At 72.8% G+C, this 22,520-nt stretch carries 20 protein-coding genes; 9 read left to right on the forward strand and 11 right to left on the reverse strand.

The window, feature by feature from the left end; all coding sequences use genetic code 11:
- Positions 1–177: 177 nt before the first annotated feature.
- Together BIU91_RS17270 and BIU91_RS17275 are read right to left on the reverse strand one after the other, a co-directional pair.
- Positions 178–1,734, reverse strand: a complete 1,557-nt coding sequence (locus BIU91_RS17270; protein ID WP_071406422.1) for a DUF2142 domain-containing protein — start codon at positions 1,732–1,734, stop codon at positions 178–180.
- A gap of 15 nt (positions 1,735–1,749) precedes the next feature.
- A complete protein-coding gene (locus tag BIU91_RS17275) occupies positions 1,750–2,238 on the reverse strand; it encodes a GtrA family protein (RefSeq protein WP_071406423.1) in 489 nt (162 codons plus the stop codon).
- 113 nt (positions 2,239–2,351) lie between these two features.
- On the opposite strand from BIU91_RS17275, the gene BIU91_RS17280 reads away from it, so the two are divergent.
- The 6 genes from BIU91_RS17280 (at position 2,352) to BIU91_RS17305 (ending at position 8,362) form a co-directional block, all read left to right on the forward strand.
- Positions 2,352–3,488, forward strand: a complete 1,137-nt coding sequence (locus BIU91_RS17280; RefSeq protein WP_071406424.1) for a 5-(carboxyamino)imidazole ribonucleotide synthase — start codon at positions 2,352–2,354, stop codon at positions 3,486–3,488.
- Positions 3,489–3,710: 222 nt separating this feature from the next.
- Entirely contained in the window at positions 3,711–5,366 is a 1,656-nt protein-coding gene (locus BIU91_RS19225) for a glycoside hydrolase family 6 protein (RefSeq protein ID WP_071406425.1), read from the forward strand.
- A gap of 59 nt (positions 5,367–5,425) precedes the next feature.
- The gene (locus BIU91_RS17290; protein ID WP_071406426.1) at positions 5,426–6,523 is read left to right on the forward strand and encodes a glycosyltransferase; all 1,098 of its coding nucleotides are present in this window, start codon (positions 5,426–5,428) and stop codon (positions 6,521–6,523) included.
- Between the two features lie 9 nt (positions 6,524–6,532).
- Positions 6,533–7,045 (forward strand): 5-(carboxyamino)imidazole ribonucleotide mutase, encoded by a 513-nt coding sequence (gene purE / locus BIU91_RS17295; RefSeq protein ID WP_071406427.1) that lies wholly within the window; start codon positions 6,533–6,535, stop codon positions 7,043–7,045.
- Positions 7,046–7,085: 40 nt separating this feature from the next.
- Positions 7,086–7,358 carry a hypothetical protein gene (locus BIU91_RS17300; protein ID WP_071406428.1) on the forward strand — a complete coding sequence of 91 codons (273 nt, stop codon included), beginning with the start codon at positions 7,086–7,088 and terminating at the stop codon, positions 7,356–7,358.
- 236 nt (positions 7,359–7,594) lie between these two features.
- On the forward strand, positions 7,595–8,362 hold the full coding sequence (locus BIU91_RS17305) for a family 16 glycosylhydrolase (protein WP_071406429.1): 768 nt from the start codon (positions 7,595–7,597) through the stop codon (positions 8,360–8,362).
- A 13-nt stretch (positions 8,363–8,375) separates the two neighbouring features.
- Here the strand turns inward: BIU91_RS17305 and BIU91_RS17310 are convergent, their stop codons facing one another.
- The 6 genes from BIU91_RS17310 to BIU91_RS17335 all read right to left on the reverse strand — a co-directional run bounded on the left by BIU91_RS17310 (position 8,376) and on the right by BIU91_RS17335 (position 15,598).
- Positions 8,376–9,518: a glycosyltransferase family 1 protein gene (locus BIU91_RS17310; RefSeq protein ID WP_071406430.1), complete on the reverse strand. Its 1,143-nt coding sequence runs from the start codon at positions 9,516–9,518 to the stop codon at positions 8,376–8,378.
- 190 nt (positions 9,519–9,708) lie between these two features.
- Positions 9,709–10,560, reverse strand: a complete 852-nt coding sequence (gene rfbD / locus BIU91_RS17315; protein WP_071406431.1) for a dTDP-4-dehydrorhamnose reductase — start codon at positions 10,558–10,560, stop codon at positions 9,709–9,711.
- 11 nt (positions 10,561–10,571) lie between these two features.
- Positions 10,572–11,558, reverse strand: coding sequence for a dTDP-glucose 4,6-dehydratase (gene rfbB / locus BIU91_RS17320; RefSeq protein ID WP_071406432.1), 987 nt, complete (start codon positions 11,556–11,558; stop codon positions 10,572–10,574).
- Positions 11,555–13,111, reverse strand: a complete 1,557-nt coding sequence (locus BIU91_RS17325; RefSeq protein WP_071406433.1) for a glycosyltransferase family 39 protein — start codon at positions 13,109–13,111, stop codon at positions 11,555–11,557. Before BIU91_RS17325 ends, rfbB begins: the two co-directional genes overlap by 4 nt.
- Positions 13,108–14,667: a glycosyltransferase family 39 protein gene (locus BIU91_RS17330; protein WP_071406434.1), complete on the reverse strand. Its 1,560-nt coding sequence runs from the start codon at positions 14,665–14,667 to the stop codon at positions 13,108–13,110. The genes BIU91_RS17325 and BIU91_RS17330 overlap by 4 nt, the downstream gene beginning before the upstream one ends.
- Positions 14,657–15,598: a glycosyltransferase family 2 protein gene (locus tag BIU91_RS17335; RefSeq protein ID WP_071406435.1), complete on the reverse strand. Its 942-nt coding sequence runs from the start codon at positions 15,596–15,598 to the stop codon at positions 14,657–14,659. The genes BIU91_RS17330 and BIU91_RS17335 overlap by 11 nt, the downstream gene beginning before the upstream one ends.
- 85 nt (positions 15,599–15,683) lie before the next feature.
- On the opposite strand from BIU91_RS17335, the gene rfbC reads away from it, so the two are divergent.
- From rfbC to BIU91_RS17350, 3 genes are all read left to right on the forward strand, one after another.
- Positions 15,684–16,292 (forward strand): dTDP-4-dehydrorhamnose 3,5-epimerase, encoded by a 609-nt coding sequence (gene rfbC / locus BIU91_RS17340; protein WP_071406436.1) that lies wholly within the window; start codon positions 15,684–15,686, stop codon positions 16,290–16,292.
- Positions 16,293–16,302: 10 nt separating this feature from the next.
- Positions 16,303–17,166 (forward strand): glucose-1-phosphate thymidylyltransferase RfbA, encoded by an 864-nt coding sequence (gene rfbA / locus BIU91_RS17345; RefSeq protein ID WP_071406437.1) that lies wholly within the window; start codon positions 16,303–16,305, stop codon positions 17,164–17,166.
- Between the two features lie 122 nt (positions 17,167–17,288).
- Positions 17,289–18,992: a glycosyltransferase gene (locus BIU91_RS17350; RefSeq protein WP_139196566.1), complete on the forward strand. Its 1,704-nt coding sequence runs from the start codon at positions 17,289–17,291 to the stop codon at positions 18,990–18,992.
- A 393-nt stretch (positions 18,993–19,385) separates the two neighbouring features.
- Here the strand turns inward: BIU91_RS17350 and BIU91_RS17355 are convergent, their stop codons facing one another.
- The 3 genes from BIU91_RS17355 to BIU91_RS17365 form a co-directional block, all read right to left on the reverse strand.
- Positions 19,386–20,240, reverse strand: coding sequence for a glycosyltransferase family 2 protein (locus BIU91_RS17355; RefSeq protein WP_071406439.1), 855 nt, complete (start codon positions 20,238–20,240; stop codon positions 19,386–19,388).
- On the reverse strand, positions 20,237–21,406 hold the full coding sequence (locus BIU91_RS17360; RefSeq protein WP_071406440.1) for a glycosyltransferase family 1 protein: 1,170 nt from the start codon (positions 21,404–21,406) through the stop codon (positions 20,237–20,239). Before BIU91_RS17360 ends, BIU91_RS17355 begins: the two co-directional genes overlap by 4 nt.
- Before the next feature lie 74 nt (positions 21,407–21,480).
- On the reverse strand, positions 21,481–22,520 hold a 1,040-nt coding region (locus tag BIU91_RS17365), incomplete at its 5' end, for a glycosyltransferase family 2 protein (RefSeq protein ID WP_071406441.1).

The following is a 22,520-nucleotide window of genomic DNA, read 5'->3' on the forward strand; positions in this document are numbered from 1 at the left end:
GTGCCAGCTGGCACCGGGCCTCCCGTCCGTCTCGTGGGTGCGCCCACCGCACGCCGCGCGCCGTCCGCCGATGGGTCACGAAGTGTCGTCTGCGGCCTCGCCTGCCGACAGTTCGCGACCCCTCGGCGCCGCGCCTGCGGCACGTCGTGCCACCCCGGCGCTCCGCGGCCGCGCGTGTCAGCCGACGGGAACCGTCGTCGGCAGGGCGCGACGGTCGGCGCGCGCGACCTGCACGACCGACGCGACGAGCCCCACCGCGACCAGGGCCACGACGACGACGAGCACCGCGGGCGGCACCGGCCCGATCTCGGAGTACCGCAGCAGCCCGCGGCCCGTCACCGGGAACAGCGCCGCGTTCCAGAACCAGGCCGACGCCACCGCGAAGCCGTACACGCCCACCGCGGGCAGCACGACGGCCAGCGTCACCGCGGCCCAGGATCGTGCCCGGCCCGCCGGCACCAGTCGTCGCCACGCGAGCGCGCTCAGCACGATCAGGCAGACGATCGCGGGGAAGTAGTACCGGCCCTGGGTGGCGGCGACCTCGGTGGTGGTGAGGTACGAGTGCGCGCTCGTGCGGTTCTGGATGCCGATCAGGAGCGCCGGGAACACCGCGAGGCACAGGGCCACCCGCAGCTCCGGGCCCCGGCGGAACGCCCAGCCGACGAGCACCACGAGGGCGACCAGGGTCAGGACGGCGGTGAGCAGGTCGCCGATGGTCACCTGGGCCCGACCGCCGAAGCTGCCCCAGAACGTGCGCGACAGGGTGCCCCAGCTGACGTCGAGGAAGTGTCCGAGCGTGGGGCTCTCGCCCGGCGGGAAGTCCTTCGGGGGCCGCATGGCCGTGTAGCCGTTCGGCTGGATCCGGCCGTACGACACGAGGTTGTGCAGCCACCACCAGGCACCGATGCCTCCGGAGACCGCCATCGTGACGACCGTGCGGACGATCCGTTGCCGCAGGGACAGCACCCCGGCGCCGGCGAACAGCACCACCACCGCGACGAACGGCACCGCCGGCAACCCGGTGCCCTTGATCCAGACCAGTGCTCCGAGGACCACCGCCAGTGCGATCGTGGTGCGCCAGCGGGTGTCGCCGGTGAGCAGACGGGTGGCGAGCCAGACGACGATCCCGGCGACGAGCAGCACCGGGGCGTCGTTCGAGAACGACGAGCCGATGGACGCGAGCTCGGGCGTCGCGAACACGGCGAGGGCCCCGATCAGCGCGGCGCGGGGGCTGCGGGTCACCCGGCGCACCGACGCCCAGGCGAGCAGGGGGAGCGCGGTGACGGCCAGCACGTCGGCCAGGCGGAGGGCGATGAACGCGTGGTCCCAGCGGAGCTCGCCGAAGTCGACGGCCCGGAGCACGGCGGCGCCGGCCAGGTAGGCGGTCGGCGGGTGCTGGGTCATCTGGTTGACCGTCGCCGAGGGTCCTGGTGCGTTCTGCAGCAGCTCGCTCACCGTCGACCACTCGTCGGACGGCTTCGTCGCCTGTTCGACCTTCGCGGCCTGCACGGCGTTGGTGACGTGCAGCTCGCCGGGGGCCGCCCAGGCGTCACCGAGGGCGACGTGCACGGCGGCGTCGATGTGCGCGGTCTCGTCGGGGGCCTCGAACACCGGGACGAGCAATGCCCACGCCACCAGCCAGAGCCCGAAGGTCGCCGTGATCACCGCGATCGCGACACGTTCCCAGCGCGCGGTGCGGGGTGGGGCGGGGGTGGTGGTCGTCTCGGCCGTCACCCCACCGATCCTAGGTCAGACGTCGTGGGGGACCCGCGGGCCGTCGGACACCGACTCGTCCGCGGCGGCCGGCTGCGTGGCCGTGCGCTCGGGGTGGTAGACCCAGACCTTGTAGAGCCAGAACCGGAAGACCGTGCCGAGCACGAGCCCGATGATGTTCGCGACGTTGTCGGCGAGCACCGAGGTGAGCCCCATCGCGTAGTGCGACACCCCGAGGCAGGCGAGCGCGATGACCATGCCGCCGAGCGACACGACGACGAACTCGATGCCCTCGCGGGTGGCCACGGCGCGACGCTGCTCGCGGAACGTCCAGTACCGGTTGCCCATCCAGTTCACGAAGATCGCCACGACGGTGGAGATGACCTTCGCCCAGAACGGCCCCGAGTGGACGTCCTCGGGGTTCAGGACGGTGATGCGCAGCACGTTGAACACCGTGGTGTCCACGACGAAGCCGACGGCACCGACGACGCCGAAGCGTGCCAGCTGGGCGATGAGGCGCCGCACGAGCCCTCCAGGATCCGTAGAGTTGTGACCGGTCGTGCAGAGCACGACCCGAACAGCGATTGTAGACAACGCGTTCCCACCGCACGGTGGGAGCGCCGGAAGGATCACACAGCATGGCGTTGCGCGTCGGGGTCATCGGTGGGGGACAGCTGGCACGGATGATGGTGCCGGCCGCGGTCGAACTGGGGATCGACATCCGGGTGCTCGCCGAGGGGCCGGGCATGTCCGCCGCGATCGCCGCCACCGCCGAGGGTGACTACCACCACGCCGCCACGGTGCTCGAGTTCGCCCGACAGGTCGACGTGGTGACCTTCGACCACGAGCACGTGCCGCAGGACGTCCTGCGCAGCCTGGTCGACGCGGGCGTGTCGGTCCACCCCGGACCGGACGCGCTGGCCGTCGCCCAGGACAAGATCACCATGCGTCGCCGGCTGAGCGAACTCGGACTGCCGGTGCCCGACTGGGCCGCCGTGCAGGGACCCGACGACCTCCGAGCGTTCCTGGCGGACCACGGTGGCCGTGCCGTCGTCAAGACGCCGCGGGGCGGGTACGACGGCAAGGGCGTCCGGGTCGTCTCCGACGCGTCCGACGTCGACGACTGGTTCATCGCCGTGGCCGAGGCCGGCGGCGACCAGGCTCTCCTGGTCGAGGAGCTCGTCCCCTTCACCCGCGAGCTCGCGCAGTCCGTGGCACGCCGTCCCTCCGGGCAGGTCGTCGCCTGGCCGCTCGTCGAGACCGTGCAGCGCGACGGGGTCTGCGCCGAGGTCATCGCACCGGCCCCGGACAGCGCCGGCCGGATCGCCGACCTGACCGAGTCGATCGCCGTCCGCATCGCGGAGGAACTCGGTGTGACCGGTGTGCTGGCGGTCGAGCTGTTCCAGACCGACGACGAGCGCATCCTCATCAACGAACTCGCGATGCGTCCGCACAACACCGGGCACTGGACCATCGACGGCGCCACCACGAGCCAGTTCGAACAGCACCTGCGCGCCGTCCTCGACCTGCCGCTCGGAGCAACCGGCTCGTTCGCCCCCGCGTCCGTCATGGTCAACGTGCTCGGCGGACCCGCGGACGGCGACCTCGCCGCCCGGTACCCCGCAGCGCTCGAGGCCTTCCCCGAGGCGAAGTACCACTTCTACGGCAAGGCGCCCCGGCCCGGCCGGAAGATCGGGCACGTCACGGTGCTCGGCGACGACGTCGACGACGTCGTCTACCGCGCCCGCGCGGCCGCGGCGCACTTCGACGACTGAGCCGGTGTCCGCGACACCGGGTGGCGTCCTCGACGTGACCGGATGACGGACGGGAGGCCCGTGGCGACGCCGCCACGGGCCTCCTGTCCGTCACGGGTGCGGGACACACTCGTCGGCCGCTCTGCGGACACCCCCTCGGGTGGCACCCGGTCGGGAGGCTGGCGGGGGCCGGGAGCGCGTGTTCCCCTGGAACGGTCCGTGCCCACCGTCCAGGGAGTCCCCATGCGCCGCCGTCCGCGCCGTGCCGCCGTCTGCGGCGCAGCCATCGCCCTCGTCGCAGCCGTCGCCGGCCTGCTGCCGACCGCGACCGCGTCCGCGGCGACCTCGGCCTCGACCATCCGCTCGGCGACGTCCGCGTCGCTCTACGGCGCCGGGCCGTACCGGTCGCCGACGAGCGAGGCCGCGAAGGCGCAGGCCGCCCTGGCCGCCACCGACCCGGCCGGGGCCGCTGCGGCGAAGACCATCGCCGGGTACCCCGTCGCGACCTGGCTCGGCGACTGGAGCCAGGGGACGCAGCTGACCAAGACCATCAGCACCGCCCTCACCGGTGCCGAACAGTCCGGCACCACCCCCGTGTTCGTGCTCTACGCGATCCCCGACCGTGACTGCGGCGGGTACTCCGCCGGCGGCTTCGACGAGGGGTCCTACGACGCCTGGGTCGACCAGGTCACCGCGGCGCTGGCGGGCCACCGCGCAGCCGTCATCGTCGAACCGGACTCGCTCGCGATGCTCAGCAACGCCAAGTGCAGCACCGCGCTCGACGAGCAGCGCTACCGGATCCTCTCCCGCACCGTCGCCGGGCTGACCGCCGCCGGGGTCCCCGCCTACCTGGACGCGGGCAACTCGAACTGGGTGCAGCCCGCGCTGATGGCGTCGCGGCTGAACAGCGCGGGCGTCCAGCAGGCCCGCGGGTTCTTCACCAACGTGGCGAACTACTACCCGACCGCGCAGGAGCAGGCGTACGCACAGAAGGTGTCCGCCGCCACCGGGGGCTCGCACTACGTGATCGACACCTCACGCAACGGGCAGGGTTGGCGCGGCACCTGGTGCAACGGACCGGGGGCCGGGCTCGGCACCTCGCCCCGGGTGGTGTCCGACGGCACGGCGCTCGACGCCCTGCTGTGGGTCAAGACCCCCGGCGCGAGCGACGGCACCTGCAACGGGGCCCCGGCCGCCGGCAAGTGGTTCTCGACCTACGCACAGGCCCTCGTCGCGAACGCACGCCTGGGTGTGGCCGCCGCCGACCTGACCCCCCGTGGGACGCTCGAGGCCGTCGCCGGCACCGGCGGCGGCGTCCGCGTGTCCGGGTGGGCCTACGACGAGGACGACCCCACGCAGCCCGTGCGGGTCCGGGCCACCGTCGACGGTGTCCCCGCAGGCGTCACCACCGCCGGGCTCGACCGGCCGGACGTCGACGCACGCTCCGGGGTCGGCGCGACCCACGGCTTCGACGTCGTGGTACCCACCGCGGCCGGCGCTCGCCGCGTCTGCGTCACCGCGGTGAACATCGGCGCGGGGTCGGACACCCCGCTCGGTTGCTCGACCGTCCGCGCCTACCGGCACGACCCGTACGCCGAACTGGAGTCCGCGAAGGCCGTGACCCGGGGCATCGCGGTGCGCGGCTGGGCGTTCGACGGCGACGCGGTGGCCTCGGCGAGCCGGGTGGCGATCACCGTCGACGGCAAGCGGGTGACGTCGCTGGACGCCGGTCGGAAGCGCGCCGACGTGGACGCGACCTGGGGCTCCGGTGGGTCGCACGGCTTCGCGGGCACCGTCCGGGCTGCGGTCGGCAAGCACACCGTCTGCGCGATCGTCCACAACACCGGCAGCGGCGCGGACCGCAGGGCGTCGCCGTGCCGGACGGTGACGGTGCGCTGAGGGGGCGGCCTCCGTGCGGCGTCCGCCGTGCGGCGTTCGCCGTGCGAGAGGATGGGCGCATGCCGCGTGATCTCGTCCGCCGGGCCGCCGCACGCCTGCGCCGCGCCGTCGCAGGTGCCCCGCCACAGCCGACACCCCTGCCCGTCCTCGGGTACGTCGTCGCGGGCGGTGGCGGCGCCCACCCGGCCTCGGCACACGTCCGTGTCGTCCGCCGCACCGAGCACCTGGCTGCGAGCGGCACCGCCGAGGTGCGCCAGGTGGACCCGGCAGCGTTCGTCGACGGCTCCGACCAGGCGCCCTACGCCGCACTCCTGGTGCAGCGGGACATCCTTCCCCGTGCCGACGTGCAGCCCTTCCTGGCGGCAGCCGCCTCCCGGGGCATCCGCGTCGTGGCCGAGGTCGACGACGACTTCTTCACCGAGTCCGGACGCGCTCGCTTGGCCCGCGCCGAGTACGACCCCGACCGGCTCGCCTCGATCGACGCCCTGGTGCGCGGTGCCGACACCGTCGTCGTGAGCACGCCCGAACTCGCCGACGTGGTCCGTCCGGTGGCGCGGGACGTCGTCGTCGTGCCGAACGCCCTCGACCCGACGATCTGGACTGCCGGCCCCACCGCGGACGACGACGAGCGGCCCGCGGGGGAGCACCGGGTGCTGTACATGGGCACGCTCACCCACGCCGCCGACCTCGAGCTCCTGCGTGACGTCTTCGCCGACCTCACCACCGCCGACGGCACCCCGATCCGGCTCGAGGTCATCGGGGTGACCGACGAGGGCGGTGCCGACTGGTTCCGCCGGGTCGAGGTCCCCGACGGGCACTACCCCGCGTTCTCCCGATGGCTCGTGGCGCACCGGGAGCGCTGGCGGGCGGGTGTCGCACCGCTCCGCGACGAGGAGTTCAACCGCGCGAAGAGCGACCTGAAGTTCCTCGAGTACACCGCGCTCGGGCTGCCCGCCGTGGTGTCCGACCGTCCGTCCTACGCCGTCGCACGGGCCCACGGCGCCGTGGCCGTGCCGGACGACGTGTCGGCGTGGCGGGACGCCGTCCGGACCGCCGTCGACCGTGGCCGGGCGGACGAGGGGGCGGCCCGCTGGGTCGCCGAGGAGCGCACGATCGGCCGTGACGGCGACACCTGGCGACGCGTGCTGCTCGGCTAGGCTCGTCGCGTGACCGACACCGCCGCACCCGCACAGCCGCTCGTCTCGATCATCATGGGGTCGGACTCCGACTGGCCGACCATGCGTGCCGCGGCGGACATCCTCACCGAACTCGGGATCCCGTTCGAGGCGGACGTCGTGTCGGCGCACCGCACGCCGGACAAGATGACCCGCTTCGCCCGCGGCGCCGCCGACCGTGGCATCCGGGTCGTCATCGCCGGGGCCGGCGGAGCGGCACACCTGCCGGGCATGGTGGCCTCGATGACGACGCTCCCGGTGATCGGTGTCCCGGTGCAGCTCGCGCGTCTCGACGGCCTCGACTCGCTGCTCTCGATCGTGCAGATGCCGGCGGGGATCCCGGTCGCGACGATGGCGATCAACGGTGCCGCCAACGCCGGTCTGCTGGCCGCGCGCATCATCGGTTCCTCGGAGCCGGCCGTCGCCGCTCGCCTGGCCGAGTACGCCGACGGGCTCGAGCGCCTGGTCGAGGAGAAGGCGGCGCGCCTCCGCGACTCGCTCTGAGGCCGCCGCTGCGGGGTCCGAGCCGCGCTACGGTAGCGGGATGCGCCGCGCCGTCCCCGTCCTCGTCCTCTCCGCGGTCGCCGTGGTCGCCGCGGTGGTCTGCGTGGTCGCTGCGGGCGCGGCCGGTCCGATGAACCCCGTGGCGGGGTGGTTCCGTGGCGCGGGCCCGGACGTCGTGGCGACGAAGTCGCAGTTCGACTCGTGGTTCGCGGCGCTCCACGTCGCCGAGGTCGCAGGGGTCGCGGCCGTCGTCGCGGTCGTGGCCACCGTCGTGGTCGCGCTCGTCGCTCGGCGTCGTCGCGCCCGCCCCTGATCGGGCGGCACGACGACGTTCCCTGGTCGATCCGACGGGTGACCGGTCACGCCACGCGCACTGACCAGGACTTCTTGCCCGACGGCTGATCCTCGCGCAAGCCCCGTGTACTGGGGGTGCGCTGAAGTGTCAACCCCCAGGCGCAGATTGTGGACAGCAACTACCGTGAACGCCGGGTAGCCGAGATCCGGCCGCCCGGCACCCACGGGAACGGGTGCGAACAGTCACGTCAGGGAGTGACCGACCTCATGCAGAAGCGCACCACCAGGAGGGCCGCACTCGCCGTCGTGCTCCTCGGAGCAGCACTCGTCGCCGGACCGCTCGGTCAGGGGACCGCAGCGACCGCCAGCTCGGCACCGCTCGGCGACGTCGGGAACTTCAAGCAGACCTTCCGCGAGCAGTTCAGCACCGCGGCCGGTGCGAAGGGCGCCTTCGCCAAGAAGTACGCCAACTCGTGGCAGCCGTACCCGGACGGGACCGGCGGCATGTACTACTCGGGTTCGCAGATCAGCTCGCACAACGGGTACATGGACGTCAAGCTCGACGGCAAGCACGGCGCCGCCGGTACCTTCGGCACGCCGACGGGAGCCTGGGGCCACAAGGGCGGCAAGTTCATCGTCCGCGCCAAGGCCACGGGCGGTGCCGGCAACGGCGCGGCCTTCATGCTCTGGCCGTCGTCCGACCGCTGGGCCGACGGGGAGATCGACTACCCCGAGGCCAACTTCGACCAGCAGCCGATGCTGCACCACCACTCGATGATCGCGGGCCAGGAGGCCAACGCGACGAGCCTGAGCACCGGCGTCTCGTGGCGTTCGTGGCACACGTACTCCATCGAGTGGGTGCCCGGGAAGTCCGTGCGGTACCGCCTCGACGGCAAGGTGATCAAGACGATCACGACCCACGTGCCGAAGACCGCGCACCGCTACATGTTCCAGGTGGGCGACTGGGGCGATGCGGGGCACCTGTACATCGACTGGGTCAGCACCTACACGTACAAGGGCTGACGCGCTCCGGCCGTCAGAGGTCGGCGTGCAGCTGCCAGGTCTCCGCGGCGGAGTCGGACCAGTCGTACATGCGTGCGCGGTCCGGCCCCGCCACGGCCAGCCGGCTGGAGAGCTGCGGGTCGTTCACGACCTGGTAGACGGCCTGTGCGAGCCGTGCGGGGTAGGACTCCCGCGGTGACCGGGCGACGGTGACGCCGGCGTCCGACGCGACCTCGGCCACGGCGGGGTCGTCGGAGTGGATCACCGGGGTGCCGAAGCTCATCGCCTCGATCACGGGCAGGCCGAAGCCCTCGGCGAGGCTGGGGAACACGAACACCGTCGCACGGTCGTAGACCACCGCGAGGTCCGCGTCGTCGATGCGGCCGAGGACCTTCACCCGGTCGCGCGACAGGCCCGCGCGCTCCGCGGTGCCGTACACGTCGACGTCGCCCCAGCCGTCCGGGCCGGAGATGACCAGGGGCACGTCGCCGGGGGCGTCCGGGTGGGCCATCGCCTCGATCAGGGACGCGAGGGCCTTGCGCGGCTCGAGCGTGCCGACCGCGAGCACGTAGCGGTCGGGCAGGCCGAGGCGCTCGGCGCGCAGGTCGGCGTCGACGGGCAGGCGGAGGCGTCCGCTCGGGGCACCGCCGATCACGCGGAGCCGGTCGTCGAACCGGTGGATCTCGTTCAGCGCCCCCGCCACGGCGTGGGTCGGCACCACGACGGCGTCGGCGTGCTTCCACGCCCGCTTCACCATCGCCTTGTGGAAGTGGACACCGCGCGGCGTGAGCGTCTCGGGGTTGGTCCACGGCACCACGTCGTGCACGGTCACCACGGTCTGCCGGCCCGGGTCCTGGAAACGGTCGTGCTTGACCAGTGGCGCGAGCACGCTCGGCGCGTGCACCATGCCCTTCGCGATGCCGCCCACGAACCCGCCCTGCCAGGCGAGCGACAGCTCACGACGCGGCAGCGGCAGTCGCTGCAGGTCGGACAGCCCGGGCAGGAGCGTCCGCAGGTGCGCCATCTCGTCGGACCCGACGGCGGAGACCACACCCGCGACCTCGCAGCCGCTCGGCGCGTGCTCGACGAGGTGGCGCGCGAGCTCCTCGGCGTAGCGCCCGATGCCGCCCGGCACGGGCGCGACGATCTGGTCGACGATGACGTGGAGGGTGGTCATGGTGCTGTGCTCCTCGTCGTGGTTCGTGGACCCGTGGTCAGGGGGCCGAGGGCCGGCCCCGCGCTCGGCTGCCCGACACTACCAGGGTGGTCCCGGCGCCCCCTGGGCGCGGTCGGTGGTCGGACAGGAGGCGCGGGTCGGGTCCGCGGTGTGCGGAACCCGACCCGCGCCTCCCGGTCGAGAGCCGTGCCTACGCGGTCAGCGCACCCGCCGCGACCGCAGCGTGCAAGGCGTCGCGCCAGTCGCGCATCGGCGCGAGTCCGGCGCGCGACCAGCCGTCGTGGCCGAGCACGCTGTACGCCGGGCGCGGCGCCGGCCGGACGAAGGTGGCGCTGTCGGTGGGCAGCACGCGCTCCGGGTCGAGCCCGAGTTCGCGGTAGATGGCCTGCGTGAAGTCGAACCAGGAACCCTGGCCGGCGTTCGTCCCGTGGTAGATGCCCGCGGGCGCGTCCCCGTCGACGAGCTCGACGATCCGCGCGGCGAGGTCGCCCGTCCACGTCGGTTGGCCGACCTGGTCGGTGACGACGCTGACGGTGTCGTGCGAGCCCGCGAGCCGGAGCATCGTCGCGGCGAAGTTCGGCCCGTGCGCGCCGTAGATCCACGCGGTGCGGACGACGTACGAGGTGTCCGGGGCGATCGCGCGCACGAACGCCTCGCCGGCGGCCTTGGTGCGGCCGTAGGCGTTGATCGGGTCGGTCGGGGCGTCCTCGGCGTAGGGCGCGGTGCCGTTGCCGTCGAAGACGTAGTCGGTCGACACGGTGACGAGCTTCGCGCCGTGGCGGACCGCGGCCTCGGCCAGGAGCTTCGGCCCCGTCGCGTTGACCGCGTGGGCGTCGTCCTCGTGGTCTTCCGCGTCGTCGACCTTCGTGTAGGCGGCCGAGTTGATCACGACGTCGTGCCCGGCGACGGCGGCGTCCACCGCGGCCGGGTCGGTGATGTCGAGGTCCGCCCGCGACAGCGCGGTGACGTCGCGGCCGGCGAGCGCGGCCTGGAGGTCCTGGCCGAGCATGCCGGCGGCGCCGGTGATGAGGTACCTGGTCACGGTGTGCCGGTTCAGCTCAGGGCCGCACGCTGCTTGAGCGGCTCCCACCAGGCGCGGTTGTCGCGGTACCACTGCACGACGTCGGCCAGGCCCTGCTCGAACGGCACGAGCGGCTCGTAGCCGAGCTCGGCCTGGATCTTCGAGATGTCGACCGAGTAGCGCAGGTCGTGGCCGAGACGGTCGGCGACGCGGTCGACGTACGACCAGTCCTTGCCGGTCGCGTCGAGCAGCAGCTGCGTGAGTTCCTTGTTGGTCAGCTCGGTGCCGCCGCCGATGTTGTAGATCTCGCCGGCGCGGCCACGGGTCAGGACCATCGCGATGCCACGGGTGTGGTCGTCGACGTGCAGCCAGTCGCGGATGTTGTTGCCCTCGCCGTACAGCGGCACGTGCACGTCGTCGATGAGGTTGGTGACGAAGAGCGGGATGACCTTCTCGGGGAAGTGGTACGGCCCGTAGTTGTTCGAGCAGCGCGTGATCGAGAGGTTCAGCCCGTGCGTGCGGTGGTAGCTGCGGGCGAGCAGGTCGCTGCCGGCCTTCGACGCCGAGTACGGCGAGTTCGGCTCGAGCGGGCGCTCCTCGTCCCACGAGCCCTCGCTGATGGAGCCGTAGACCTCGTCGGTGGAGACGTGCACGAAGCGCTCGGTGCCGTGGCGGAGCGCGGCGTCGAGCAGGCGCTGGGTGCCCACGACGTTGGTCTCGACGAAGATGCCGGAGTCGCGGACCGAGCGGTCGACGTGGGACTCGGCGGCGAAGTGCACGATGGCGTCGACGGTCGGGACGACCTCGTCGAGCTTCGCGGCGTCGCGGATGTCGCCGTGCACGAAGGTGTAGCGGGGGGAGTCGGCGACCGGGGCGAGGTTCGCTTCGTTGCCGGAGTAGGTCAGTGCGTCGTAGACGACGACCTCGGCGCCCTCGAGGCCGGGGTACGCGTCCTCCAGCGTGCGGCGGACGAAGTTCGAGCCGATGAAGCCGGCTCCTCCGGTGACGAGGATCTTCACGAGTTCTCTTTCCTGACGGTCGGTTCGTGGGTCGGCGGCGATTCTAGCGGGCCGCTGGTGGGGTCGGCGGAGGTGCGCCACACCAGGACGACGGTCGCGACGGCGGCGGCCGCGAACACGATGGCGACCAGCAGGATCGCGAACGGCCCGGTGACCGCGCCGCCGGCCATCGCGGAGATCCCGCCGGGCGTGATGCGGAACTGCGTGTTCTCCCACCCGCCGCGGTAGGTCAGGCCGATGCCGTACGTGCCGATCGCGAGCGAACCGACGACCGCCAGCCGGGCCAGGCGTCGGCGGAGCTCCGGGCGGACGACGAGGGCGTGCCAGGCGACCGCCTGTGCGAGCACGAGCGCGACGACCGCGACGAACAGGAACCGCCCCTGCAGCCCGTTGCCCTGGTGCGTGCCGAGGTAGTTCCGCCAGTTGTAGGCGAGGGTGGCGACGAGGACGACCGTCGGCCAGACGAGCAGGATCGTGGTCACCCGGCGGCCCGGAGCCCGGCGGGCGTACGACCACCCGATGACGGCCAGTCCGACGACCGCGAGCGTGTCGATGACCATCGCCGGCAACGGCCACTGGTTCGCGCCGAGTGCGCCGAAGAACGAGGTGGTCAGGCCGTCCCACTGGCGCCCGGCGAACGCCCCGGGGTTCGCACCGCCCGCCGGGTACGGCTGCACGGTCGTGACGGCGCGCAGGGCGTCGGGCAGGAGCGTCCCGCTCACGAGCAGCGTCCGCACCCACCACCAGCCGGACACGGCGACGGCAGCGAGGACGATCACGCCGGCGTGCAGGCCCCGGCGACCCCACGTCCGGCCGGGTGCCAGGGCGGACACGAGGACGACGAACGGGATCGCCAGGAGCCCGAGCGCGTTCAGGGCCGCCAGCCCGGTGACGGCGACGGCGAGCCCGGCGGTGGTCCACCACGAACGGTCGCCGGTCAGCACGCGTGCGCTCAGCCAGACGAGCACGGCGCCGAGCAGGACGACCGGTGCCCACACCGTGACGCCGGAGGTGACCTGCGCCAGCTGCGGGACGGCGAAGAGCAGGACCGGGGCGACGAGTGCGGTGCGGGGCGAGCGGGTCACCCGACGGACCGTCGCCCAGACCAGGACCGGCAGCGCGGTGACGAGCAGCACGTCGAACACGCGGAGCACGAGCACCGAGGTCGCCCAGTCGTGCGAGCCGAACCGGATGACGCGCAGGATCCCGGCGGCCACCAACCAGTACGTCGGCGGGTTCTGGGACATCGGGTCGATCGCGGGGGAGTCCCCGGGCTCCGCCGCCAGCAGCGCGTCGACCGTGGGGCGGTCGACGGCCGGTGCCGGGTGCTCGACGATCTGCCGCACGGCGGCGAGGTAGTGCATCTCGCCGCCGTGCGGCCAGCCGAGTCCGAGCGCGAGGCGGAACGCGGCGTCGACGTGTGCGGGCTCGTCGGGGGCCCCGAAGGCCGGGGTGACCAGGGCGAAGGTCAGCAGGAAGGCGAGCCAGGCCAGCGTCACGGTGCCGAGCAGGACCCACTCGTGCCGGCCGACGAGCGGTCGCGGGGCGCTCACGCGGGCACCTCTGGACGGCGCATGAACCGGACGAGCAGCACGGCGGTGACGGTCAGTGCGACCGCGGCGACGGCGACGAGGGTGAAGTTCGTGCCGGCGGGGACCATGCCGTAGCGGTCGAACCGGCCGACCGCGAACTCGTCGACCCAGAAGGCGGCGTCGCGCCCGAAGGCCCGCAGCGCGTAGACGACGCCGTACAGCGCGATGGCCATCGCCGCGATCGACATCCCGACGGCGAGCCGGGTGGTGCCGGCTGCCGTCACGGTGACCCGGCGCCAGGCGAGGGCGCTCAGGGCGATGAGGGCGATGAGGGTGGGGTAGTAGTAGCGCCCCTGGGTGCCGGCGACGATGGTGCTCCGGACGTACCCGCCCCACCCGCTCTGCAGGTGCAGGGCGATGAGGATCACGGGGAACGACGCCAGCACGATCGCCGGGCGGAGCGACGGGCCGCGGCGGAAGCCCCAGACGACGATGCCGACGAGCGACGCGATGGTCAGCCCGTCGATCAGGACCTGGGCGAGCTGGAACTGGGTGAGACCACCGACGCTGCCCCAGAAGGTGCGGGTGACGCCGTTCCAGTAGTCGCGGAGGAACACCTCGGGGCTGGCGGAGGTGCCGGCCGGGAACGGCATCGGCGGACGTGCGCCCGCCATGCCGTCCGGCTGGATGTCGCGGTACACGAGGATGTTGCGCAGCCACCACCAGCCACCGACGACGGCGGCGAGCCCCAGGGTCCACAGCGTCCGGAGCGCGTTCCGCCAGACGGTCGCCCGGGTGCAGCCGGCGGCCATCACGGCGATGCCCACGAACGGGATCGCGGGGAGTGCGGTGCCCTTGACGAGCAGCATCGCGCCGAGCAGCAGCCCGATCCAGATGGTGGTGCGCACCCGCAGGTCGCCCGTGAGCAGTGGCACGACGAAGTACACGAGCGCGCCGGCCAGCGGCAGCATGAGCGCGTCGTTCGTGACCGAGGTGCCGATCGAGGCGACCTCGGGCAGGGCGAACACCGCCGCACCGCCGACCAGGGCGGCCCGTGGTGACCGCGTCAGCCGACGCACGGTCGCCCACGCCAGGAACGGCAGCGGCAGGACGAGCAGGGCGTCGAACAGTCGCAGCACCATGACGGCGAGGTCCCAGCGGAGGTCCTCGAAGTGCACCAGCTGCAGGACCCCGGCGGCCAGGGCGTAGTACGTGGCCGGGTGCTGCGACATCTGGTCGATGCTCGTCGGGTGCACGCCCGGGAACTCGCGGAGCAGCTCGCCCCACGTCTGGTTCACGTCGGTCGACTGCCGCATGTTGCTGATCTGGGTGTCGTGCACCGCGTTGAGGTAGTGCATCGCACCGGGCGCGGGCCAGCCGTCACCGATCGCCAGGTGCAGCACCGCATCGACGTGGGTCGGCTCGTCCGGGGCCTTGTACGTCGTGGTGACGACGGCCCAGACCGCGAGGACGGCGGCGAACGCCACCGTCAACGCGATCACGAGGATGCGCTCGCGCCGCCCGACCGCGGGTCGGACGTCGGAGCGCGACACGGCCGGGGCCGTGTCAGTCGCCATACCGCTGCAGTTTCTGCAGGTCGAGCTGCTCCTCGGCCAGCGTGCGGTTGAGGCGGGTGAGGTCGGCCACGACGCCGATGACTATGGAGAGGAGCGCCGTGATGAGCAGGACGACACCGAGGATGATCGACTGCAGGTGGTTGCCGCCGGTCTGCATCGCCAGGAGCACCAGGTACCGGATGAGCGGCCAGAGCCCGAGCGCACCGAGCACCGCGGCGACCCAGAGGAACAGCGCCATCGGCCGGTACATCAGGTAGACGCGGGCGATCGCCGAGCCGGACTCGAACATGTGCTGGAAGATGTTGTTGAAGAGCCGCGACTCGCGGGTCTTCGGGTTCGTCGTGATCGGCACCGACGCGATCGCCAGGCGCTTGTAGCCGGCCTGCACGATGGTCTCCATGCAGTAGCTGAAGCGCGTCACGATGTTCAGGCGGATGAGCGAGTACTTCGAGTACGCGCGGAACCCGCTCGCCGCGTCGGGCAGGTCGAGGCCGGCCGCACGGCTCGCGACCCACGAGCCGAAGCGCTGCATGACCTTCTTGAAGCCGGAGAAGTGCTCGATGGTGCGCGTCTGCCGGTCGCCGATGACGATCTCGGCTTCCTTCCGGAGGATCGGCTGCACGAGCTCGGCGATCTGTGCCTGCGGGTACTGGTTGTCCCCGTCGGTGTTCACGACGATGTCCGCACCGTGCAGCAGCGCGTAGTCGACGCCGTCACGGAACGAGCGGGCGAGGCCCATGTTCGTGGTGTGGTGCACGAAGTGCTTGACGCCGTGCTCCTTGGCGACCTCGACGGTGCGGTCGGTGCTGCCGTCGTTGATCACCAGGATCTCGATCTCGTCGATGCCGTCGATCTCCCGCGGGATGGAGTCGATGACGCTGGCGAGGGTGTTCTCCTCGTTGAGGCAGGGGATCTGGACGAATAGCTTCACGGGCTCGCTTGGTCTCGTTTCGGGAGTCGGCAATGCGCAGAACCATGACAGCCTATGCGAACTCACGGCTTGCTAGGCTTCCCCGGTGCAGATCCGCGAACTGAAGATCCCTGGCGCGTGGGAGTTCACGCCCGTCCAGCACGGCGACGCACGAGGAGCATTCCTCGAGGCGTACCGCGCCGACGTGCTCGAGGAGACCGTCGGTCACCCGCTCGACCTCCGCCAGGTGAACATGTCGATCTCCGCGGCCGGTGTCGCCCGCGGGATCCACTACGCCCTCGTGGCACCGAGCCAGGCCAAGTACGTCACCGCCGTGCGCGGGGCGTTCATCGACTACATCGTCGACATCCGCGTCGGGTCCCCGACGTTCGGCCAGTGGGACTCCGTCCGGATCGACGACGTCGACCGCAAGGCCGTCTACCTGTCCGAGGGGCTCGGCCACGCGATCGTCGCGCTCGAGGACCAGTCGACCGTGAACTACCTGGTCAGCGCGCACTACAACCCCGAGCGCGAGAAGGGGATCACGATCCTCGACCCGACGGTCGGGCTCGACCTGCCCGAGGGCCTCGGCGAGCTGGTGCTCTCCGAGAAGGACACCAGCGCCCCCACCCTCGAGGAAGCCGCGGCACAGGGCCTGCTGCCGACGTACGAGGAGTGCGTCGCGTACACCGAGTCGCTCCGGACGAAGAAGTAAGGGGAAAGCGATGAAGGGCATCATCCTCGCCGGCGGTTCCGGCACGCGCCTCTGGCCCATCACCAAGGGCATCAGCAAGCAGCTCATGCCGATCTACGACAAGCCGATGGTCTACTACCCCCTGTCGACCCTGATGATGGCGGGCATCCGACAGGTGTTGGTCATCACGACGCCGGAGTACAACGACCAGTTCCGGGCCCTGCTCGGCGACGGCTCGGCGTTCGGCATGGAGATCGAGTACGCCGTGCAGCCGTCCCCGGACGGTCTGGCGCAGGCCTTCGTCATCGGCGAGGAGTTCATCGGCGACGACAGCGTCGCCCTCGTCCTCGGCGACAACATCTTCCACGGCACCGGCCTCGGCACGAACCTCCGGAAGAACACCGACGTCCAGGGCGCGACGATCTTCGCGTACCACGTGGCCGACCCGAAGGCGTACGGCGTCGTGGAGTTCGACGACGACTTCACCGCCGTCTCCATCGAGGAGAAGCCGACCGAGCCGAAGTCGAACTACGCCGTCCCCGGCCTGTACTTCTACGACAACAAGGTCATCGAGATCGCGAAGACGATCGAGCCGAGCGCCCGCGGCGAGCTCGAGATCTCCACGGTCAACGAGCGCTACCTCGAGGCCGGCGAGCTCGGCGTCCAGGTCCTCGACCGCGGCACCGCGTGGCTCGACACCGGCACGTTCGAGTCGATGATGCAGGCGTCGGAGTACGTGAAGGTCATCGAGGACCGTCAGGGCTTCAAGATCGGGTGCATCGAGGAGATCGCCTGGCGGAACGGCTGGATCGACGACGCGCAGCTCGCCGAGCTCGCCGCGCCGCTGGTCAAGGGCGGCTACGGCGTCTACCTGCAGCGACTCCTCGGCGTCTAGCTCCGCACGTGACCCCCGCCCCCGGTTGGTTCGGTCGACGCCGCCGTCCGGATGCGGCGGTCTCCGGCCACTCCGGCCAGGAGGCCCGTCCCGCGTCCGTGACGGCGGCGTCCGTCGTTCCCGTGACCGGGTTCCCGGACCCGCTGCCGCGGCTGGACCAGGACGTCACGGTGCTCGTCACGACCCGTTCGGACCGGCACGCCGAGGTCGCCCGGCTCGTGTCGGTCGCCCGTGATGCCTTCGGTCGTGGGGTGGACGTCCGGGCCGTGAGCTACGTCGCGGATGCCTCGCCGGTCGACCCGTTCGGCCGTCGCCTGCCGTGGGTCCGACCGGAACCCGTCGACGGCCTCGGCTCGGCGATCAACACCGGGGTCGCAGCCGGTGTGGGCCGGACGCTCGTGGTCGTCGACACCTCGGTGTCGGTCGACGTGCCGGCGCTGCACGCCCTCGCGGCGGCGGGCTCGGTCGCGCAGGCCCGGGTCCGGATGCCGGACGGCACCTTCCGCTCCGGCGCTCGGCTGCTGCGCCCCGGTGCCCTGCCGTGGTCGGACGACCGCGTCGACGCCGTGACCGACGTCGACACCGTCTTCGCGGCGGACCAGCCGGTGCTCTCGGTGCCGGGGGCGGCGCTGGTGCCGGCACCGTGCCTCCCGGACGAACGCATGACCCTGACGGCCTGGAGCCGCGCGGTCGCCGATGCCGATGGCGGAGCCGTGCGCGTCGTCGGCGAGGCGACCCGCTCGGTCGAGGCCGGCCGCACCGTCGACGCCGCGACCGTCGACGCGTTCACCGCCTGGCGCGACCGCGCGTCCGAGGGCGACGGTGTCGTCGCCGGACCGCCCCTGCCGCCCTGGGGTGCCCGGCCGGTGGCCCCGGCCGCGCGCGTGACCGGCGGTGACGCCGAACACCTCACCTGGTCGCTCAAGATCGCTGCGCCCGCCGGGCCGGAGGGCGACGGCTGGGGCGACGTGCACTTCGCCGCCGAGCTCGCCGGGGCACTCGAGCGGCTGGGGCAGCGCGTCCGGATCGACCGACGCGACGCCCACGTGCGGGCCGACGATGCCTCGGACGACGTCACGCTGGTGATCCGGGGCCTCGACCGGGTGCCGCCGAACCCGGCGTCGGTGAACCTGCTCTGGGTGATCAGCCACCCCGACGACGTCGCCGACGCCGAACTGCGGTCGTTCGACGCGGCCTTCGCGGCCGGGCCGGTGTGGGCAGCCGCGGCCGCAGCGCGTGCGGGTGTGCCGGTCCGGACCCTGTTGCAGGCGACCGAGCCGGCGGTGTTCCACCCGGGCGCGCGCACGGCGACGAGCCCCGATGCCGACCACGTGGTGTTCGTCGGCTCGACTCGCGGCGCCGCGCGACCCATCGTGTCCGACGCGGTCGCGCTCGGTGCCGATCTGCGCGTGCACGGTCCGGGCTGGGGAGAGGTCGTCCCCGCGGAGTCGCTCGGCGAACCGTCGCTGACCCGGGCCGAGGTCGCGGCGGCCTACGCATCGGCGCGTGTGGTGCTCAACGACCACTGGCCCGACATGGCCGCCGGGGGCTTCGTGTCGAACCGGGTGTTCGACGTGCTGGCGTCCGGGGGAGTCGTCGTGACCGACCCGGTGGCCGGGCTGTCCGACGTGCTGGACGTCCCGACGCTCGTGGTGGCGGGCTCTCGTGACGAGCTGGCCGACCTGCTCGACCCGGCGCGCTCGTGGCCGTCGGCTGCCGAGCGTGCCGCCGTGGCCGAGCGCATCGCCGCCGAGCACTCCTTCGACGCCCGCGCCGCCGTGCTGCTGGCGGCGGCCCGCGCGTCGCGCGCGCGCCTGCACCCCTGACCCGCCGCGCGCGGAACGCGATCGAACCGGGGGCATCCGACCCGAGACCGATGTGCGCGCCCCGCTGCGGTCGTTGCGCCCCGAGGAGTCGGGGCGCGATGCCCGTGCGGGGGCGCACCGCGGAGGAACCGCCGCGGCGGACGCGCGCGCGTGCCGGCGCACAAGCAAAGTGTGTTCGAGCCGCGCAATCCCGCGGTTCGCGTGCACTTCGGTTGTGCGGAACGCGATCGAACCGGGGGCATCCGACCCGAGACCGATGTGCGCGCCCCGCTGCGGTCGTTGCGCCCCGAGGAGTCGGGGCGCGATGCCCGCGCGGGGGTGCGACGGCAGACCCCGCGACGGCAGACCCCGCGACGGCAGACCCCGCGCGCAACGACCCCGACCGAGCGGGAGCTACTTGCGCGTGACCCAGCGGGCGCGGAGTGACAGGCCCGCGTGCAGCACGACGCGCAAGGGCCAGAGCCACCACGCCCGGTACTTCCGCGACAGGAACCGGTAGGCGCTCCGGTGGTGCTCGATCTCCATCCGGCGCCGGTTGGACGACGTCGAGTGGGCTCCGGTGTGGGTGACGACCGCCGAGGGCACGTACACGTTCGCCCGACCCGACCGACCGACGCGCTGCCCGAGGTCGACGTCCTCGAAGTACATGAAGTACGACTCGTCGAACCCGTCGAGCTCGCGGAAGAGCGACGTCCGGATGAGGAAGCACGCGCCGGAGAGCCAGCCGGCCTCGCGCTCGACGACCTTCGTGGTGGACCAGTACCGCTGGCTCCACGGGTTCGCCGGCCAGAACCGCGAGAACGCCGCGTGGCCGAGGCCGGTCCGGAGCGAGGGGAGCTGCCGGGCGGACGGGTAGGTCTCGCCCTGGTCGTCGAGGATCCGGGGGCCGAACGACCCACCCGACGGCAACCGGTCGGCGGCGGCCACGAGTTCGTCGATCGAGCCCTCGCCGAGCACGACGTCGGGGTTCGTCACGAGCAGGAACTCCGGGCGGACGTCCGGCAGCACGTCGTCGAGGGCGCTCAGGGCCGCGTCGATCCCACCGCCGTAGCCGCGGTTGCCGCCGGAGGACACCACGACGGCGCCGTAGGACTCACCGATCGCCCGGAGTGCGTCGATGTCGGCCGAACCGTTGTCCGCGATGACGACGGCGACCGGGTCCTTCGAGGCACCGGCGACGCTCGCCAGGAACGGCCGGATGGTCTCGCCGGTGTTGTAGGTGACCGTCAGCACCGCGACCCGGATCACCGCGCACCCCCGGCGACGGACTCGTAGGCCTCGACGTGCACGGTTGCGGTGGCCTCCCAGGTGAACGAGGAGGCCCTCGTCAGCGCCGCCGCACGGTGGGACGCCACGAGCGCGGGATCGTCCAGCAGCGCCGTCATCGCGGACGCCAGCGCGGTCGCGTCGGGCTCGCTGTAGACGGCCGCGTCACCGCCGACCTCGGGCAGGGACAGCCGCCGGGTGGTCAGGACGCACGCGCCGGAGGCCATGGCCTCGACCACGGGCAGCCCGAAACCCTCGCCGAGGGACGGGTAGACGACGAGCTCCGCTCCGCCGAGGAACCCGGCGAGGTCCTCGAGCGGCAGGTAGCCGGCCTCGATGACGTGGTCGGTGGGCTGCAGGGCGTCGAGCCGCGCGATGGCTGACTCGTCCCAGCCGCGGGCCCCGGACAGCACGAGCCACGGGGTCTCCGCACCCGGACCGCCGTCCGACCCTGCAGCCGCACGCGCGGCGCGCACCGAGGCGTACGCGTCGAGCAGCGCCGTGACGTTCTTCCGCGGTTCGATGGTGCCGAGGAACGCGATCCACGGGGCACCCTCGGGCAGGGTGGCGGCGATCCGGGCGTCCTCGACCGCGGCGACGTCGGGCTCGTGGAACACCGTGCGGTCGACGCCGAGCGGTGCGACCCGGACGTCGGCGCGGATGCCGGTCACGACCCGGGCGGCCTCGGTCGCGGTCGCGGCGCTCGGCACGATGACGACGGGTCGTGTGCGCAGGGACCGGCGGCTCCACCAGGTGAAGAAGGTGCGCTTCAGGCGCGAGTGCCACTCGGGGTTGGAGAAGAACGTGGCGTCGTGCAGCGTGACGACGGACCCGCCGCGCCAGCCGAACGGGAACGTGTAGTGCGGGGAGTGCAGCACCTGCGCCCCGAGCCGACGGCCGAGCGCCGGCAGCCCGGTCTGCTCCCACAGGAACCGGAGCGGCACCGAGTCGGTCCAGCCCGGCGCCGTGTGCACGGTCGCGTGCGGCGCGACGGCGGCGAAGTGCGGAGCGTGCACGGGGCGGACGACCAGGTGGACGTCGAGCGACGGGTCGGTCAGGTGGGACACGACCCCCTCGACGTAGCGTCCGACGCCGCCGAGCGCCTGCGGTACCGCGGTCCCGTCGACGAGGACGGTGAGCTGCGGCACGCGTGGTTCCTTCCGGGCGGGGACGTCGTGGCCGGGGCCGTCGACGGGGGAGTGTCCAGGATAGCCCGCTGCACTCATGCGCCCGGGTCCACGCTGCGGCGCGGGACGGACGCGCGCCGGGTCTCGCGCAGCCGGCGCGCGAGGTGGACCGGCAGGGTCCCCGCGACGTCCGCGAACGCCGTCAGGACGAGCCGCGCCTCCCGGCGGGTGCGACCGGAGGCCAGCCCGCGCAGGCCGCGCACCAGGGTGCGGACGCTCGCCCGGACGACCGTCGGCCACGGGGCGTGCCAGAGCGCGACGACGATGCGGTTGCGCGCGTTCCGGAAGACGAACAGGTCGCTCTGCACGCCGGACGACGCCGAGTGGTCGTGCTCGACGACCGCGTCGGCCGCGTGCTCGACGCGCCATCCGCGGCGGCGCAGCCGCCAGGCGAGCTCGGTGTCCTCGTAGTACATGAACAGGGACTCGTCGAGCAGGCCGACGTCGTCCAGCGCCGTTCGGCGGAGCGCGGACGCGCCGCCGGAGAACCCGAAGACGTCGACGTCGGCGACCCGGTCGACGGGCGCGAACCAGTCGCGGTCCGTCCCGTTGCCGTCGCGGTCGACACGGACGCCGGTCGAGTTGAGCCGCACCTCGCCGTCCGCCGACGGCGTCCAGCGACGACCGTCGTGGTCACGCAGCACGCGTTGGCCGGGGGCGGGCTCCACCCCGGCCGGGAGGCCCGTCCAGCGTCCGGCGAGCACGATGCGGCCCGTCACCGCGGCGACCTCGGGCCCGGCGTGCGCCAGGTGGTCGCGGAGCGCCGCGACGAAGCCCGGCGCGGGCACGGCGTCGTTGTTCAGGAGCACGACGACGTCGGCGTCCGTGTGCCGGATGCCGGTGTTGGCCCCGGCTGCGAAGCCGCCGTTGTCGTCGCGCGCGATGACGGTGGCGTCCGGCAGGGCACGGCGGAGCACCGCGACGGAGTCGTCGGACGACCCGTTGTCGACGACGATGACGTCGTCGGCCGTGCCCTCGTCGAGCACGGCGCGGACGGCCGCGGTGGTCAGGTCGGCGCGGTTCCAGTTCACGACGACGACCGCGGTGCGGAGCGTGCCGTCGGTCCGGGGCGCGG

Source organism: Curtobacterium sp. MMLR14_002 (assembly GCF_001864975.1).
Classification (GTDB): Bacteria; Actinomycetota; Actinomycetes; order Actinomycetales; family Microbacteriaceae; genus Curtobacterium; species Curtobacterium flaccumfaciens.

Excerpts from the sequence above, each read along its gene's own strand:
- BIU91_RS19225 (WP_071406425.1), top strand. The coding sequence starts at position 3,711 with ATGCGCCGCCGTCCGCGCCGTGCCGCCGTCTGCGGCGCAGCCATCGCC.
- BIU91_RS17280 (WP_071406424.1), top strand. The coding sequence starts at position 2,352 with ATGGCGTTGCGCGTCGGGGTCATCGGTGGGGGACAGCTGGCACGGATG.
- BIU91_RS17300 (WP_071406428.1), top strand. The coding sequence starts at position 7,086 with ATGCGCCGCGCCGTCCCCGTCCTCGTCCTCTCCGCGGTCGCCGTGGTC.
- BIU91_RS17310 (WP_071406430.1), bottom strand. The coding sequence starts at position 9,518 with ATGACCACCCTCCACGTCATCGTCGACCAGATCGTCGCGCCCGTGCCG.
- rfbA (WP_071406437.1), top strand. The coding sequence starts at position 16,303 with ATGAAGGGCATCATCCTCGCCGGCGGTTCCGGCACGCGCCTCTGGCCC.
- BIU91_RS17290 (WP_071406426.1), top strand. The coding sequence starts at position 5,426 with ATGCCGCGTGATCTCGTCCGCCGGGCCGCCGCACGCCTGCGCCGCGCC.
- BIU91_RS17330 (WP_071406434.1), bottom strand. The coding sequence starts at position 14,667 with ATGGCGACTGACACGGCCCCGGCCGTGTCGCGCTCCGACGTCCGACCC.